This window comes from Asticcacaulis sp., from assembly GCF_051954415.1.
In the GTDB taxonomy this organism is placed as follows: domain Bacteria; phylum Pseudomonadota; class Alphaproteobacteria; order Caulobacterales; family Caulobacteraceae; genus Asticcacaulis.
Window position 1 is genome coordinate 1 of sequence record NZ_JBQCHT010000001.1, and the last position, 14,328, is coordinate 14,328.

Genomic DNA, 14,328 nt, shown 5'->3' on the forward strand with positions numbered 1-14,328 from the left:
GCTCCCCACGCTTTCGCGCCTCAGCGTCAGTCAAGGACCAGGTCGCCGCCTTCGCCACCGGTGTTCTTCCCAATATCTACGAATTTCACCTCTACACTGGGAATTCCACGACCCTCTTCTCCACTCTAGAATGCCCGTCTCGAACGCAGCCCCAAGGTTGAGCCCTGGAATTTCACGTCCGACTGTGCAAACCGCCTACGCGCCCTTTACGCCCAGTCATTCCGAGCAACGCTAGCCCCCTTCGTATTACCGCGGCTGCTGGCACGAAGTTAGCCGGGGCTTCTTCTGCAGGTACCGTCATTATCGTCCCTGCTGAAAGAATTTTACAATCCTAAGACCTTCATCATTCACGCGGCATGGCTGCGTCAGTCTTTCGACCATTGCGCAAGATTCCCCACTGCTGCCTCCCGTAGGAGTTTGGGCCGTGTCTCAGTCCCAATGTGGCTGATCATCCTCTCAGACCAGCTATAGATCGTAGCCTTGGTGAGCCTTTACCTCACCAACTAGCTAATCTAACGCGGGCCGCTCTAAAGGCGATAAATCTTTCCCCCGAAGGGCACATTCGGTATTAGCGCAAATTTCTCTGCGTTATTCCGAACCTAAAGGTACGTTCCCACGTGTTACTCACCCGTCCGCCACTAGCCCGAAGGCTCGTTCGACTTGCATGTGTTAGGCCTGCCGCCAGCGTTCGCTCTGAGCCAGGATCAAACTCTCAAGTTGAGTTGACACTTTTCTCAGTAATCTAAATCACTGCGTAAGTTTACGTTCATTAACGAGTTCCCACACGATCAATCCGAAGACCGATCGAATGGTTGTCTATTAAAGAGACCGCAAACAATTAAGTGTCGTATGGAGTGTATCTCAACACTCCGCAAGAACACCGCCGCCTGCGATTCTCTTTCCAATATCTACAATGTCAAAGACCAACTGCGCCAGCCCGGCGCAAAAGGGTAGTTCACCAAACGGCGGTTAAACCGTCCAGAGCGACAACTTAAATCCTTGTCGAGGAGAGCGGCGCTTATACCGCATCAATTTTTAGTGTCAAGCAATTCTTTTTAAAAAGTTTTTGCTCTCAACCCTCGCTTCAGAAACAACCCGGAAAAACCGGAGCCCTTCGTCAGCGGAGCGGCGTATATAGCCGCTCAATTTTCCCAGTCAAGCCCTTATTTTTAAAATGTTTTAAAAACAAAAACCAAACCAGAAACACCTCGGAAACCCGAAAGCTCCCTCAGCAGGAGCGGCGCTTCTAAAGGAAGTGTTCGCTCCGTGTCAACCGAGATTTTCAAAGAATTTTGCAGTTGCGAAATTCGGCGAATATCCGGCCGGCACCCCGCCTTCAAAATCGACTTAAGGGACTCTAATTCCAGCAGTTTCCTGCGGTTCATGTCGTCGCCATAAGACGTTGTCGTCGTCGGGAGGGCGGCTTCTAACCACCCCTCCCCCATGAGTCAACACCGTTTCCCTACTTTTCTCATATAACGCCGTTTATGCACAGAACACGGATCAAAACGCCTGCTCGGCACCCTTAAGCGGCACGGCATAGCCATTGACCGACTTCAGCGCGCCTTTCCACACCAGCCAGGCGATCCCGCCGGACAGCACCACCGTCGTCAGGATACTGGCTTCCGGCCCCCAGCTCCCGCCACTTAGCCACCACGGCGCACCCGGCTTATCCATCAGATCGATCACCAGCGGCGCGACCTTCAGCTTCATGCCGCTGACTTCCAGGCCGAAACCGATTCCCAGCAGCCAGTTCCAGGCGGCGTGCCAGCCACAGACGCCCCACAACGACCGCTCATTCAGGGCATAGAGGCTGATAAAGACGCCGAACAAAGCCACATTAAGTACGCCCGCCACCATTTCCGGCGACGGCTTTATATTGCCGGCGTGCAAAAGGCCGAAGACGACCGAATTGATCACCACGCCCCAGATGATACCATGGCGCGACGACACCAGCCCCATCAGCCAGCCACGCATCCAGATTTCCTCGCTGGAACCCTGAATGATGAACATGACCATATAGAGCAGGATCGACAGGACACTCGCCAATGTCGGCGCGCTCCAGAAACCGGCGCTCTGGATCTGATAACCGCCGCATAGCCAGATGCCGCCCACAACCGCCATCAGAAAAGCGCAGCCGCACAGATAACCACGTCCGAAACGCAACAGCCCCCTGGCATTAAAGCCGATCGTATCCAGATCCCGGCGCTCAAACCACTTCACCCATACGAATATAAAGGCGACGTTCAATATATAGCTGACAATCAGCACCATTACCGGCGGATCGAGCAGGGCCGGATCAGGTTTCGGCGGCGGTCCGCCGCTGGCGCCGGCCGCTATTCCGGCCATAATCATCTTAATGACATAAGGCGACATCGCCAGCAGCGGCGCCAGGATAGCAAAAACCAGCCCCAGCACGATCACCGCCCAAGTCCAGGTCCGGCGATGCCGCTCGGTGCGTGGTGCGTAGAGTTCGATGCCTGCCATGATTGCCCCCTTTTGAAATCCCGCCCTCTACAGCTTAAGCCCGAAGCGCGGTCCGATAAATACCATCCCCATATACAGGCCAATGGTTAACGCACAGCCACTGACCAGCGCGGGATAAAAGCCGACGCCCCGGCGCAGCAGAAACGGAATGAGCAGGAACATCGGCAGGGAGGGCAGCACAAACCAGAACGTGCCCTCCGCATGGGCGGCCATGCGCTCGATGTCCTTGGTATCGCGCCACAGCCACAACATGCCCAGGATCGAAACCAGCGGCAACGAAGCCACCAGCGCGCCAAAACCCGGCCAGCGCTTGGCGATTTCAGACACCGCCGCGATGATGATGCCCGACAGCAATGCCTTGATCGCCAGATACAGCATTATTCGCCCTTCTCTGCCTTTTCCTTGGCCAAACGCGCCAATACCCGTCCGCGCCCCTTGGTCAGTGCCGTCACCACGCCGCGCCAGGTGCGGATTTCCTGCTCCGTCAGGTTGGCGCGGTTGAGCGAAGAACGCAGATTACGCACCATCGATGGCCGCTTGGCCTCCGGGAAAAAGAAGCCGGAAATATCCAGTTCGGCTTCCAGATGCTCATAGAGCCCGACCAGATGCTTCATCTCGGCCGGCGGATCCTGGTTTTTGGTAAACTCGGCCCCCGGCGCATCCATGATCTGCAAGCGCCATTCGTAAGCGACGATATTGACCGCCTGCGCCAGATTGAGCGACGAAAAGCGCGGATCGACCGGAATGGTGACAATATAATGCGCGTGGATGAGATCGTGCGTTTCAAGCCCGGTGCGCTCGGCGCCAAACAATAGCCCCGTTTTCAGGCCGGTCCGTGCCTTGGCCATACCGTCGGCGGCACACTCACGCGGCGTGATCACCGGGAGATTGACCTCACGGTTGCGCGCCGTCGTGGCATAGACCACCTGTAGATCGGCCGTCGCCTCCTCCACCGTGGCATAGACCTTGGCGCCATCAAGCGGCCATTGCGCGCCGGCGGCCATGGTCCAGGCCTTTTCCTGCGGCCAGCCGTCCCGCGGCGCCACCAGACGCAGTTCGGTCAGGCCGAAATTGCCCATGACGCGCGCCACGGCGCCGATATTTTCCGCCAGTTGCGGCCGGTCGAGAATAATGCAGGGAAGGTTTTCACTCATATGCGCGCTTATAGCGCCTGACGTCCAAGCGTCAAATATTGAAGCTTCAACTTGACTATCAATGCCGCCTGATTAATACTGAAGTCATAACTTCACTGTCAGAAAGGCAGCGCCATGATCCAGCCCGTTGTCCACCACACCTTCATTATTGAAAATATCTACCCCAAGCCACCGGCAGCCGTTTTCGCCGCCTTTTCCGATCCGGCCCAAAAATCCCGCTGGCTAAGCGCCGGCCGGCAGGCGATGACCGGTTTCGAGCTGGATTTCCGCGTCGGCGGCCGCGAATTCGCCGGCTATCTCATGGGCGCCGACACGCCCTTTGAAGGTGCGAAAATGACCAGCGACGGCCTATATCTTGATATCGTGCCCGACGCGCTCATCGTTATCGGCTCCAACATGGCGATGAACGACCGCCCCTTCTCTGCCTCTTTGCTCACCTTCGAGTTCCTGGCCGAAGGCAACGGCACAAAACTCATCCTTACCCACCAGGGCGCCTTCTTCGAGCATTCCGATGGCCCCGAAATGCGCCAGCATGGCTGGACCAAGCTGCTGGACCAGTTGGCGGATACCCTTTGAGCGAAACAGCCAAAATCTTCCACGCTTTAGGCGATCCCACACGCCGCGACATGGTCGAGCGCCTGACCGACGCGCCCTTGTCGGTGTCGAAACTGGCCGAGCCCTACGCCATGAGCCTGACCGCCGTGGGCCAGCACCTCGCCATTCTGGAAGCCGCCGGCCTGGTCACCAGCCAGAAAACCGGACGGGTGCGTACCTGCGCGCTCGCCCGGCCCGGCCTTGACGCCCTGGGCGACTGGCTGGCCGCGCGGCGCTCACCGTGGGCGCGAAAACTGGATGCCCTGGGCGATATGCTCGACGAATAGCCTACCGGTATTCGCGGAACGCCAGGAAGACCAGTATCACCAGGGCCAGCGGCAAAAGCGCAAAGGCGCGGGCCGTATCCATCCATTCGGGATGCTTGGACTTTTCAATCGCTTGTGTGTTCATTTCGGCACCTCACTGTTGTTACGCGAGGGCAATGCAAGGGGCGGGCCACATTTTACCGACCCCAAACACAATGATCCGGCCGCCCAATTTACCGTTTTGCGCTCATCACCTTTTCCGCTATAGCACCAGCCGTTAGCGACGGCTCTGGCCCTGTGCGCCTTGCCGTCAGCTCCCGTTTGGAAAAGGATTCTGTAATGGCTAAAATCAAGGTGGCGAACCCGGTCGTCGATATCGACGGCGACGAAATGACCCGCATCATCTGGCAGCTGATCAAGGACAAGCTGATCCACCCCTATCTCGACATCAATCTCCAGTATTTCGATCTGGGCATGGAACACCGCGACGCCACCGACGACCAGGTGACGATCGATGCGGCCAACGCCATCAAGGCGTGCGGCGTCGGCGTCAAGTGCGCCACCATCACCCCGGACGAAGCCCGCGTGAAGGAATTCGGCCTGAAGAAGATGTGGAAGTCGCCCAACGGCACCATCCGCAACATCCTGGGCGGCGTCGTCTTCCGCGAGCCGATCATCTGCTCCAATGTACCGCGCCTCGTCCCCGGCTGGACCCAGCCGATCGTCGTCGGCCGCCATGCCTTCGGCGACCAGTACAAGGCCACCGACTTCCTCGTCCCCGGCCCCGGCAAGCTGACCATGAAGTTCGAAGGCGAAGACGGCAAGGTGCAGGAATACGAAGTGTTCCAGTTCCCCGGCGCCGGCGTCGCCATGGGCATGTACAACCTCGATGAATCGATCCGCGATTTCGCCCGCGCCTCGTTCGAATACGGCATCGCCCGCAACTATCCGGTCTATCTGTCGACCAAGAACACCATCCTCAAAGCCTATGACGGCCGCTTCAAGGATATCTTCGCCGAGGTCTTCGAAGCCGAATACGCCGCCAAGTACAAGGAACTGGGCCTGACCTACGAACACCGCCTGATCGACGACATGGTCGCCTCGGCACTGAAGTGGTCCGGCGGTTTCGTCTGGGCCTGTAAGAACTATGACGGCGACGTTCAGTCCGACACGGTTGCTCAGGGTTACGGCTCGCTCGGCCTGATGACCTCGGCCCTGGTCACGCCGGACGGCAAGATCATGGAAGCCGAAGCCGCCCACGGCACCGTCACCCGCCACTACCGCCAGCACCAGAAGGGCGAAGCCACCTCGACCAACTCGATGGCCTCGATCTTCGCCTGGACGCAAGGGCTAAAGCACCGCGCCAAGCTCGACGGCAATGCCGAACTGAACACCTTCGCCGAAACCCTGGAAAAGGTCTGCATCGATACCGTCGAAGCCGGCTTCATGACCAAGGACCTGGCGCTTCTGGTCGGCCCGACGCAAGGCTGGCTGACGACCGAGGGCTTCCTCGACAAGATCAGCGAAAACCTGACCAAGGCCCTGGCCGCCTAATCTCCTTATACCTCCCCAACTTGTTGGGGAGGGGGACCGCGCCGCTCTTGCGGTATGGTGGTGGGGTTTCTTACTTCTAAAAAGCCGCCGCATCCTCACCGATGCGGCGGCTTTCTCTTTTCTCCTCCCCATTTCTTAAATGGGGAGGTGGCAGTGGCGAAGTCCGCAGGACTGGTGCCACTGACGGAGGGGCGTCTTGACGCCCTCCCCACCTGCTGAAATAGTCAGCCCACAATTATAAGGAGCAGGAACGATGCGCATTGGTGCGGGACTGATACTGACGGGCCTACTCGCCACCGGCGCATACGCCGCACCGCCTAAGCTCGAAACCCTCCCGCAGGTTCCCGCCGGCTATATCAAGATCGCACAATCGATCCACGGCCGCTACACAAACGCCGACGCCCTCACTTCGGTCGTCGCCGGCAAGGCATCGCTGGATGACGACCTGCCGGTCAGCTTCCAGTGGCCGGGCATCTATATCGAGGCCGAGTTCGGCGGCCCCGAAATCCTGATCAATTTCGACAACACGACCGACGCCTTCACTGTCTACATCGATGGCGAGGAATCCGCGAAGGTCGTCAAGCCCGGCAACACAGTCTACCGCCTGAGCGGCCTGCCCCAGGGCTGGCACCGTCTCCGCATCGAGAAGAACGACGAATCGCAGGACACGGTCGGCACCTTCGGCCATATGTGGATCGGCCCGAAGGAGGACTTCCGCTGGCCTGAACCCCGCGCCCGCCAGATCGAATTCATCGGCGATTCCTATACGGCCGGTTATGGCAATACCTCGTCCAAACGCGAATGCACCCAGGATGAAATCTGGGCCACCACTGATACGCAACGAGCCTTCGGTCCCCTCACCGCCAAACACTATGACGCCGATTACCAGATCAACGCCTATTCCGGCATCGGCATTGTCCGCAATTACGATGGCGTGGCGCCGAAGCGCAACATGCCCCTGCTCTACCGCTCAGCCCTGATCGAGGACGAAACCGTCCATCCCTACAATAATCCCCAGTGGAACCCGGCCATTGTCGTCATCGCACTCGGCGGCAATGACTTCTCAACCCCTGTCCACGCCGGTGAAAAGTGGGCCAGCGAAGATGCCCTCACCAACGACTATATCGAATCTTACGTTGCCTTCGTCCAGCAGGTCCGCGCCAGCCACCCCGCCGCCCGGTTTATCCTTATGGACTATGGCGAGGCACGGGTCGGCGTCGCCATTGCCGAAGTGATCAAGCGCCTCAATGCCGCCGGTGAAATGCGCGTGGCCTCGTTCGATGTCGGCAAAGGATTCGCCCTTACCGGCTGCGACTGGCACCTCAATACCGCCGATGACAAACGCATCAGCGACAGCCTGGTCGCCTATATCGACGCTCACCCTGAGCTTTGGCAGGGTAAATAGCCAGCGTCAGTTTACCCTGATCTTGACGCCCTGCCCCGCCCCTGAAATAGTCCGATCCATAAAAATAATGGAGTTGAGATGATGCGGCATTTGGGGCGCAATCTGGGATGGGCAGCCATCGCGGCCATTCTGATGGCCGGAACAGCGCAGGCGCAAAAGATAGAACATATTCCGGCCGTATCGACACCTGCCGGAACCCAGCTTCCGGTGCGCACCGGCGGGCGAACCACCAGCCCGGACGGCAATCCGCCCTTCACCCATCAATGGCCGGGCATCTATTGGGAAAGCCGTTTCAGGGGAACCGAAGTGACCGTCGCCTTTGCCGATCCGGTCAATATCCTGCATATTTCCATTGACGGTAAACGGGTCGCTACAGTCAGCAAACCCGGTGAATTACAGGTGCGTATCTCCGGCTTGAGCGACGGCATTCACGAAATTCTTGTAGAAAAAGCGACTGAAAGCCAGAGCGACGCCGCCACTTTCAAGGGCTTTTATGTCCCGCAACAGAAAGATCGCCTGCCGCTCGGTATTCCACCGGTCCACAGCATGGAGTTCATTGGCGATTCCTATACGGTCGGCTACGGCAATACCGCCGGCAAGCGCACCTGTACCCCGGACGAACTCTGGGCCTCGACCGACACGACCCAGGCCTTCGGTCCGTTGACGGCCAGGCATTACGGCGCCATGTACCAGATCAACGCCTTTTCCGGCCGCGGCATTGTGCGCAATTATGACGGCTTCGCCGGCGACAGTCTGCCCCAGCTTTATGCCTACACCGTGTTCGACGGGCAGACGAAATATCCAAAGCCGGATTGGTTACAGCCCCAGATCATCGTCATCGCGCTCGGCACCAATGACTTTTCCACCCCGGTCCATGCCGGTGAAAAATGGAAAAATCAGGATGAACTCATCAACGATTATGAAGCCACCTATGTTGCCTTCGTCAAATCCCTGCGCGAAAAGAACCCCAACGCCACTATCCTGCTGATTTCCTATGACCCGGCCACCTCGCCGCAGATCAGCACGGTGCGGGATCGCCTGAAGGCCGATGGCGACAGCAAGGTCGATTTCCTTGAGATCACCGGCTTCACCAAGAATGCCTGCGATTACCACCCCGATACCGATGACGACCGCAAGATCAGCAACACCCTGATCGCCTGGATCGACGCCCATCCGGGCATATGGCCCAAAGCCCAGCAGGGCCAGTAGATGCGTCTTGCCCTGCCGCTCCTGCTCGCTTTCCTGGCTGCGCCCGCTTTCGCCGGCACGCCGGTCGGCACCGCTCTGCCGCTGCATATCGGCGGGCGCGTGGTGGCGGTCAGTGCCGATGATCCGGCGCAGGGCTACCGTCATCAATGGCCAGGCACCTATTTCGAGGCGCGCTTCAAGGGGACTGAAGTCCATCTGCGCCTCAATGACGAGGTCAACCGCTTCAATGTCTATGTCGATGGCCAGGTCGTCAACACACCCAGCCGACCCGGTGAAGGCGATATCGTGCTTGGGCCCTTCCCGCCCGGCGACCACACCATCCGCGCCGAAAAGCTGAGCGAATCGTTTGACGCCGCGCAATTCACCGGCTTCTTCGTCGCCGATCCGGCCAATGTCCTGCCAGCACCCGAGGCCCTGCCGCGCGAGATAGAGTTCATCGGCGATTCCTATACCGTCGGTTACGGCAACACCTCCTCCACCCGCACCTGTCCCGGCGACCAGGTCTGGGCCACCACCAATACGCAACTGGCCTTCGGTCCGCTCACCGCCAAGCATTTCGGCGCCGATTACCGCATCAACGCCATTTCCGGCCGCGGCGTGGTGCGCAATTATAATGGCGGCGATGGCCTGCACCTGCCGCAAGCCTATCCCTATACGGTCGCGCCGCAGATGGTCGAAACGGCCGATTGGCGCCCGCAGATCATCGTCATCGGGCTGGGCACCAACGACTTCTCCACGCCCCTGCATGGCGGTGAGGTCTGGACCACGCGCGATGAACTGCACAGCGATTTTGAACAGACCTATGTCCAGTTCGTGCAAACCCTGCGCGCGCAGAACCCGCAAGCCTTCTTCATCCTGACGGCCACCGACCAGGCCAATGGCGAAATCCAGTCCGAGGTGAAAAAGGTACTCGCCGCCTTGCGCGCCGCGGGCGAGAGCCGCATCGATTTCTTACCGATGAACAACTTAAGTTTCAGCGGCTGCGACTGGCACCCGTCCACCGCCGACGATGCCCAGGTCGCCAGCAGCCTGATCACCTATATCGACGCCCGCCCCGACCTCTGGAACCATAACACCGAATGAAGCTCTTTCGCTGCGATAACTGCGGGAACCCGATCTATTTCGAGAACCGGTCCTGCCTGAATTGCGGCTTTCGCTTAGGCTTCGTCTGCGAGGAAATCGCCCTGCACGCCATGCAGCCCGATGCCGCCCGCGCCGATCGCTGGCGCCGCGTCGATCAGCAGCAGTTCGTCTATCGCTTCTGCCCCAATGCCGCCTTCGATATCTGCAACTGGCTGGTGCGAGATGACAGTGATGAGGAATTCTGCACCGCCTGCCGTTACAACGGCCTGGTGCCCGATCCGAAGACGCCCGATGGCCTGCGCCGCTGGCGCGCCATTTCCGACGCCCAGCGACATTTGTTCTATTCCTTCCTGCGCTGGGATCTGCCGCGCCCCTCTCGCCGTGAAGACCCCGAAGGCGGGCTCTTATTCGACCTGAAAGACGATGTCATCCTGCCCGATGGCTCCTGTCAGCCGGTACTGATCGGCCATGACGAGGGCCATATCGTCATCCGCACCGCCGAGGCCGACGACCCGACGCGCGAACAGCAACGCGCGATGATGAACGAGCCCTACCGTACCCTGCTCGGCCATTTCCGCCACGAGACCGGCCACTTCATTTGGAATCGCATGGTGCGTGATGCCGGCAAGACCGAAAGCTTCCGCGCCCTGTTCGGCGATGAAAGCGTCGATTACCAGAAGGCGCTTGACCGCCATTACAGCGAAGGTCCGCCGCCGGGCTGGGGCAGCACCTATATCAGCCATTACGCCACCACCCACCCCTGGGAGGATTTCGCCGAATGCTTCGCCCATGTTCTGCATATCGTCGATTCGCTGGAAACGGCCCATATGTTCGGCATTGCGCTGGCGCCCATGTCGCATGATTTCCTGGCCACACATGCGAACTTCGATCCCTATTCGGTGCTTGATTTCGACCGCATCGCCGAGGTGTGGATTCCGCTATCAGTGGCGCTGAACAGCATCCACCATTCGATGGGCGAACGCGACCTCTATCCTTTTATCCTGACCCCGGTGATCCAGCAGAAACTGGCCTATGTGCATGGCCTGCTGACACGGCAGATCTAGCCCTGCTTATACCTCCCCAGTTTACTGGGGAGGGGGACCGCACGACGCGCGAAGCGCCAGATGCGGTGGTGGGGTTTCTTGCTTTCTTCCCTGACCCGCGCCACTATCGCAAAAAAGGGAGAAAACACATGCGACACCTGCTCACGCTCGCCGTCTGCGCGGCGCTGATTGGCATCCCCGCCTCCGCCGCCATGGCGTTATCACCTGCCGTCGGCCCTTACGAAGAAGGTCTTCCCGTTGTCATCGGCGGCAAGGTCAAGCGACTGTCGCATCCCGTTCCCCAGGACCTTCCCGCTTTCGACGGCTACGCCTACCAGTGGCCCGCCGTCTATTTCGAGGCCGGGTTCAAGGGGCCGCTGGTCCTGATGAAATTCGATGACTCCGCCAACAACTTCAATGTCCTCATAGATGGCCGCCAGGTCATGGAACTTAAGAAGCCCGGCAAGGCGACCATAACGCTCGATAATCTCGGCGAGGGCGAACACACCATCCGCCTGGAAAAACGTTCCGAAACGCAATACGCCACCGGCACCTTCCTCGGCTTTTTCGTGCCCAACATCCATGGCGCGCCGACCAAACAGGTCAGGCTGTATCCGCATCGCCGCCAGATCGAATTTATTGGCGACAGCCTGACCGTTGGCTACGGCAACACATCGGCTTTTTCTCAATGCACACCCGAACAGATTTTCGAGACCACGAACAGCCAGCAGGGGTTCGGCCCCCTCACCGCCAGGCATTTCGACGCCGATTACCAGATCAATGCCTTTTCCGGTCTCGGCATGGTGCGCAATTACGATGGTCGGGAGCATCCGAAATACCATATGCTGATGCTCTATGACCGCGCGATCTTCGACGACCCGACGCCGGTAAACCAACCAGACTGGCATCCCCAGGTCATCGTTATCGGCATCGGCGGCAATGACTTCTCCACGCCCGTTCGCCCCGATGAGCCTTGGGGCAACGAAGCCAACCTCCGCGCCGATTACGTCAAGACCTATACCGCCTTTGTGAAAACAATCCGCGCCCGCAATCCCGGCGCCTTCATCATCCTCGCCACTCCGCCCGATCGTCAGGAAGGCTATAGCGGCGGCACGGACGATGTCTTCACCGCCATCAAGGCCGCCGGCGACACCAAGATCGATCGCGTCACCCTGCCGGAACTCGACAAGATCGGCTGCAACGGCCACCCTTCCACCCGCGCCGACGCCCGCGTGGCCGATTTCTATATCAAATACCTGACCGACCACCCGCAGGTCTGGCAGGGGAAATAGACAATCTCCTCCCCTGCAAAGCGGGGGAGGTGTCAGCGCGAGGCTCGCAGAGCCGGTGTCGCTGACGCAGGGGGCATTCCAGTCACAGTTATCAACCTTCACCACCCAAACAGGCGACAAACGAAAATACCCATGCTAGGAATGGTTAACAGGACTTTCGAGGGGAACTGACTGTGTCGCGCATTTTCGGGGTAATACTGCTTCTGGTCATCGTGGCTGCGGCCGGCCTGTTCTACACGGCGCCGATCATTTCGTTCTATGATGTCCGCAGCGCCTGCAAGAGCCAGGATATCGAGTCCCTCACCAAGCTGATCGATTTCGATTCCGTCCGCGCCAGCCTGAAAACCCAGCTCCTGGCCGGTGACGAGGGCATCGCCGCCCCGGCGCCATCCGCGCTCAATGATCCGGTGGGCGCCACCGGCAATGCCGTCAAGGGTGTGGCCGATTCCATCGGTAAGGCGTTCAACGACCTGGTCAATCCCAACGCGCCGAAAACCCCGCCCAAGCCGGTGATCGACGTCAATTCCTACCTGACGCCCAAGGCCCTGCTCGGCCTGACCTATGGCGCGGCGAAAGATGCCAACCGCTTCGAACTGTCGCAATATGAGGGCAAGCCGCCCTCCCCCAAAACGGCCTTCTTCAGCCTGGAACGCGCCCGCCTGACCGTGACCGACGAAATGCGCGGCACCACCACCTTCACCTTCGAGCGACATGGCCTGACCCACTGGCAACTGGTCCATATCGGCCTCCCCACCCCAGATATGGAGCCCAAGCCCGAAACCCCGGCGGGCTGATCCTCCTCCTTATACCTCGCCAGCTTTTTGGGGTTTGGCGCCAGCGAAAGTATAGCTTTCGCAAGCCATGAGGACCGCGAAGCGGTGGGCGGGGGTTTCTTGCTTTCTTAAAAATGAGACCCCAGCATGACAGCCAATAACCGCCTCGTTCTGTCCAGCGACCACAGCGCCATCGACCTCAGGCAGGCCATAGCCGAACATATCGCCACGAGGGGCTGGACAGTGGTCGATATCGGCCCAACGACCAGCGAAAGCACGGATTACCCCACGCACGGCGAAGCGGCCGCGCGCAGGGTCGTTTCAGGTGATTGCCGGTTCGGGATTATCCTGTGCGGCACCGGACAGGGCATCATGATGACGGCCAACAAGATCACGGGCATTCGCTGCGGTGTATGCGCCGACACCTTCTCGGCCCGCATGATCCGCCAGCATAACGACGCCAACATGCTGTCTATCGGCGCACGTATTGTCGGCCACGGCCTGGCGCTTGATATAGTTGATGCCTTCCTGAACGCCGAGTTCGAAAGCGGAAGGCACCTTAAACGCGTGCAGATGATTCAGGCGCTGGAACGGTAAACCACAATACCAGCGCCGATGCCTGCGTCAGTTCGTGTAATGCCGCTCGCCGTTGTCATCCACCCAATATTTATTGCCACGGCCATCACTGTAGACTTCACGTTTCTTGCCCTGCTCGACCACGTAGCCGATGACGGCGCCCGCGACAGCGCCAACCACGGCGCCCTTAACAGCGTCATTGCCGGTGGCAGCGCCGACCGCGGCACCGCCTACGCCGCCGATCAGCGCGCCGCTGCCCACACCGTCCGTGGCACATCCGCTCAGCAACACGGCGGAAGACAGACCCAATACGGCGATTTTTGTAAATGCGATTTTCATGGCTTTCCCTTTTCATCAGAAGGCGGATCAGGTGCGCTAAGCACCCGTCTGGTCGCATCGACTGTAGTCAAAGGGAGCTTCTTTTTTGATCGGGGACATACCGCCAGATTGTAAATATGAGGCAATGGCCTGCCGCAGGAAATCCGCCGGATTGGATACTCAGCAGGTCGGGATAACGGGTGCCTGCCAATGGCTGGGCCTTGGTCGATATCGGGCCGACAATCAACGAAAGCTCTGATTTACCCACGCGCGGAAAAATTGGGAAGGTAGCAGCGCCTCACCCCTTCCTTATACCTCCCCATCTTCGATGGGGAGGGGGACCGCACGCTGCCGCGAAGCGGCTAGATGCGGTGGTGGGGTTTCTTGCTTTCTTTGAAAACCATGCAATTCACATCCTGTCCCCACAATTCGGATTAGGCCGTAGACTCATAACGCTTTGATCCAGATTCTGGTGGCGACGATCTTTACGGCTGCCAGAAAATTCAGAGGGTTTTTGTCGTAGCGAGTGGCAATACCTCTGAATTGCTTGAGTTTATTGAAGAAGCGTTCGACC

General features: G+C 59.1%; 16 protein-coding genes, 1 rRNA gene and 1 pseudogene. 10 read left to right on the plus strand and 8 right to left on the minus strand.

Translation table 11 applies throughout. The features are described 5' to 3' along the window. The 5 genes from ACTHND_RS00005 to ACTHND_RS00025 form a co-directional block, all read right to left on the minus strand. Window positions 1–720, minus strand: a 16S ribosomal RNA gene (locus tag ACTHND_RS00005); the annotation flags it as partial. 449 nt (window positions 721–1,169) lie between these two features. Beyond that, window positions 1,170–1,385, minus strand: coding sequence for a hypothetical protein (locus tag ACTHND_RS00010; protein WP_440175128.1), 216 nt, complete (start codon window positions 1,383–1,385; stop codon window positions 1,170–1,172). Window positions 1,386–1,503: 118 nt separating this feature from the next. Further along, window positions 1,504–2,487 (minus strand): lysostaphin resistance A-like protein, encoded by a 984-nt coding sequence (locus ACTHND_RS00015; RefSeq protein ID WP_440175130.1) that lies wholly within the window; start codon window positions 2,485–2,487, stop codon window positions 1,504–1,506. 27 nt (window positions 2,488–2,514) lie between these two features. Further along, window positions 2,515–2,865: a DUF3147 family protein gene (locus ACTHND_RS00020; protein ID WP_440175131.1), complete on the minus strand. Its 351-nt coding sequence runs from the start codon at window positions 2,863–2,865 to the stop codon at window positions 2,515–2,517. Beyond that, entirely contained in the window at window positions 2,865–3,641 is a 777-nt protein-coding gene (locus ACTHND_RS00025) for an RNA methyltransferase (RefSeq protein ID WP_440175132.1), read from the minus strand. The genes ACTHND_RS00020 and ACTHND_RS00025 overlap by 1 nt, the downstream gene beginning before the upstream one ends. 114 nt (window positions 3,642–3,755) lie before the next feature. On the opposite strand from ACTHND_RS00025, the gene ACTHND_RS00030 reads away from it, so the two are divergent. Both ACTHND_RS00030 and ACTHND_RS00035 read left to right on the plus strand, forming a co-directional pair. Beyond that, window positions 3,756–4,217: an SRPBCC domain-containing protein gene (locus ACTHND_RS00030; RefSeq protein ID WP_440175133.1), complete on the plus strand. Its 462-nt coding sequence runs from the start codon at window positions 3,756–3,758 to the stop codon at window positions 4,215–4,217. Beyond that, entirely contained in the window at window positions 4,214–4,522 is a 309-nt protein-coding gene (locus ACTHND_RS00035) for an ArsR/SmtB family transcription factor (protein ID WP_440175135.1), read from the plus strand. Before ACTHND_RS00030 ends, ACTHND_RS00035 begins: the two co-directional genes overlap by 4 nt. A gap of 1 nt (window position 4,523) precedes the next feature. Here ACTHND_RS00035 and ACTHND_RS00040 read toward each other — a convergent pair whose 3' ends face one another. Continuing rightward, window positions 4,524–4,646 carry a hypothetical protein gene (locus ACTHND_RS00040; RefSeq protein WP_440175137.1) on the minus strand — a complete coding sequence of 41 codons (123 nt, stop codon included), beginning with the start codon at window positions 4,644–4,646 and terminating at the stop codon, window positions 4,524–4,526. Between the two features lie 194 nt (window positions 4,647–4,840). Between ACTHND_RS00040 and ACTHND_RS00045 the strand changes: the two genes are divergently transcribed. The 8 genes from ACTHND_RS00045 to rpiB all read left to right on the plus strand — a co-directional run bounded on the left by ACTHND_RS00045 (window position 4,841) and on the right by rpiB (window position 13,457). Then, the gene (locus ACTHND_RS00045; RefSeq protein ID WP_440175139.1) at window positions 4,841–6,055 is read left to right on the plus strand and encodes an NADP-dependent isocitrate dehydrogenase; all 1,215 of its coding nucleotides are present in this window, start codon (window positions 4,841–4,843) and stop codon (window positions 6,053–6,055) included. Between the two features lie 253 nt (window positions 6,056–6,308). Beyond that, window positions 6,309–7,460: a GDSL-type esterase/lipase family protein gene (locus tag ACTHND_RS00050; RefSeq protein WP_440175141.1), complete on the plus strand. Its 1,152-nt coding sequence runs from the start codon at window positions 6,309–6,311 to the stop codon at window positions 7,458–7,460. 78 nt (window positions 7,461–7,538) lie between these two features. Next, on the plus strand, window positions 7,539–8,669 hold the full coding sequence (locus ACTHND_RS00055; RefSeq protein ID WP_440175142.1) for a GDSL-type esterase/lipase family protein: 1,131 nt from the start codon (window positions 7,539–7,541) through the stop codon (window positions 8,667–8,669). Further along, a complete protein-coding gene (locus tag ACTHND_RS00060) occupies window positions 8,670–9,752 on the plus strand; it encodes an SGNH/GDSL hydrolase family protein (protein WP_440175143.1) in 1,083 nt (360 codons plus the stop codon). It begins immediately after the preceding gene. After that, a complete protein-coding gene (locus ACTHND_RS00065) occupies window positions 9,749–10,816 on the plus strand; it encodes a zinc-binding metallopeptidase family protein (protein ID WP_440175145.1) in 1,068 nt (355 codons plus the stop codon). Before ACTHND_RS00060 ends, ACTHND_RS00065 begins: the two co-directional genes overlap by 4 nt. Window positions 10,817–10,944: 128 nt before the next feature. Continuing rightward, window positions 10,945–12,087, plus strand: coding sequence for a GDSL-type esterase/lipase family protein (locus ACTHND_RS00070; protein WP_440175146.1), 1,143 nt, complete (start codon window positions 10,945–10,947; stop codon window positions 12,085–12,087). Between the two features lie 173 nt (window positions 12,088–12,260). Further along, window positions 12,261–12,881, plus strand: a complete 621-nt coding sequence (locus tag ACTHND_RS00075) for a DUF2939 domain-containing protein (protein ID WP_440175147.1) — start codon at window positions 12,261–12,263, stop codon at window positions 12,879–12,881. Window positions 12,882–13,007: 126 nt separating this feature from the next. Next, complete coding sequence (rpiB, locus tag ACTHND_RS00080) at window positions 13,008–13,457, plus strand: ribose 5-phosphate isomerase B (protein WP_440175148.1); 450 nt, start codon at window positions 13,008–13,010, stop codon at window positions 13,455–13,457. Window positions 13,458–13,484: 27 nt separating this feature from the next. Here rpiB and ACTHND_RS00085 read toward each other — a convergent pair whose 3' ends face one another. Together ACTHND_RS00085 and ACTHND_RS00090 are read right to left on the minus strand one after the other, a co-directional pair. After that, window positions 13,485–13,775, minus strand: coding sequence for a YMGG-like glycine zipper-containing protein (locus ACTHND_RS00085; protein WP_139159739.1), 291 nt, complete (start codon window positions 13,773–13,775; stop codon window positions 13,485–13,487). 426 nt (window positions 13,776–14,201) lie between these two features. Next, window positions 14,202–14,328, minus strand: a pseudogene (locus tag ACTHND_RS00090) (IS5/IS1182 family transposase); the annotation flags it as partial.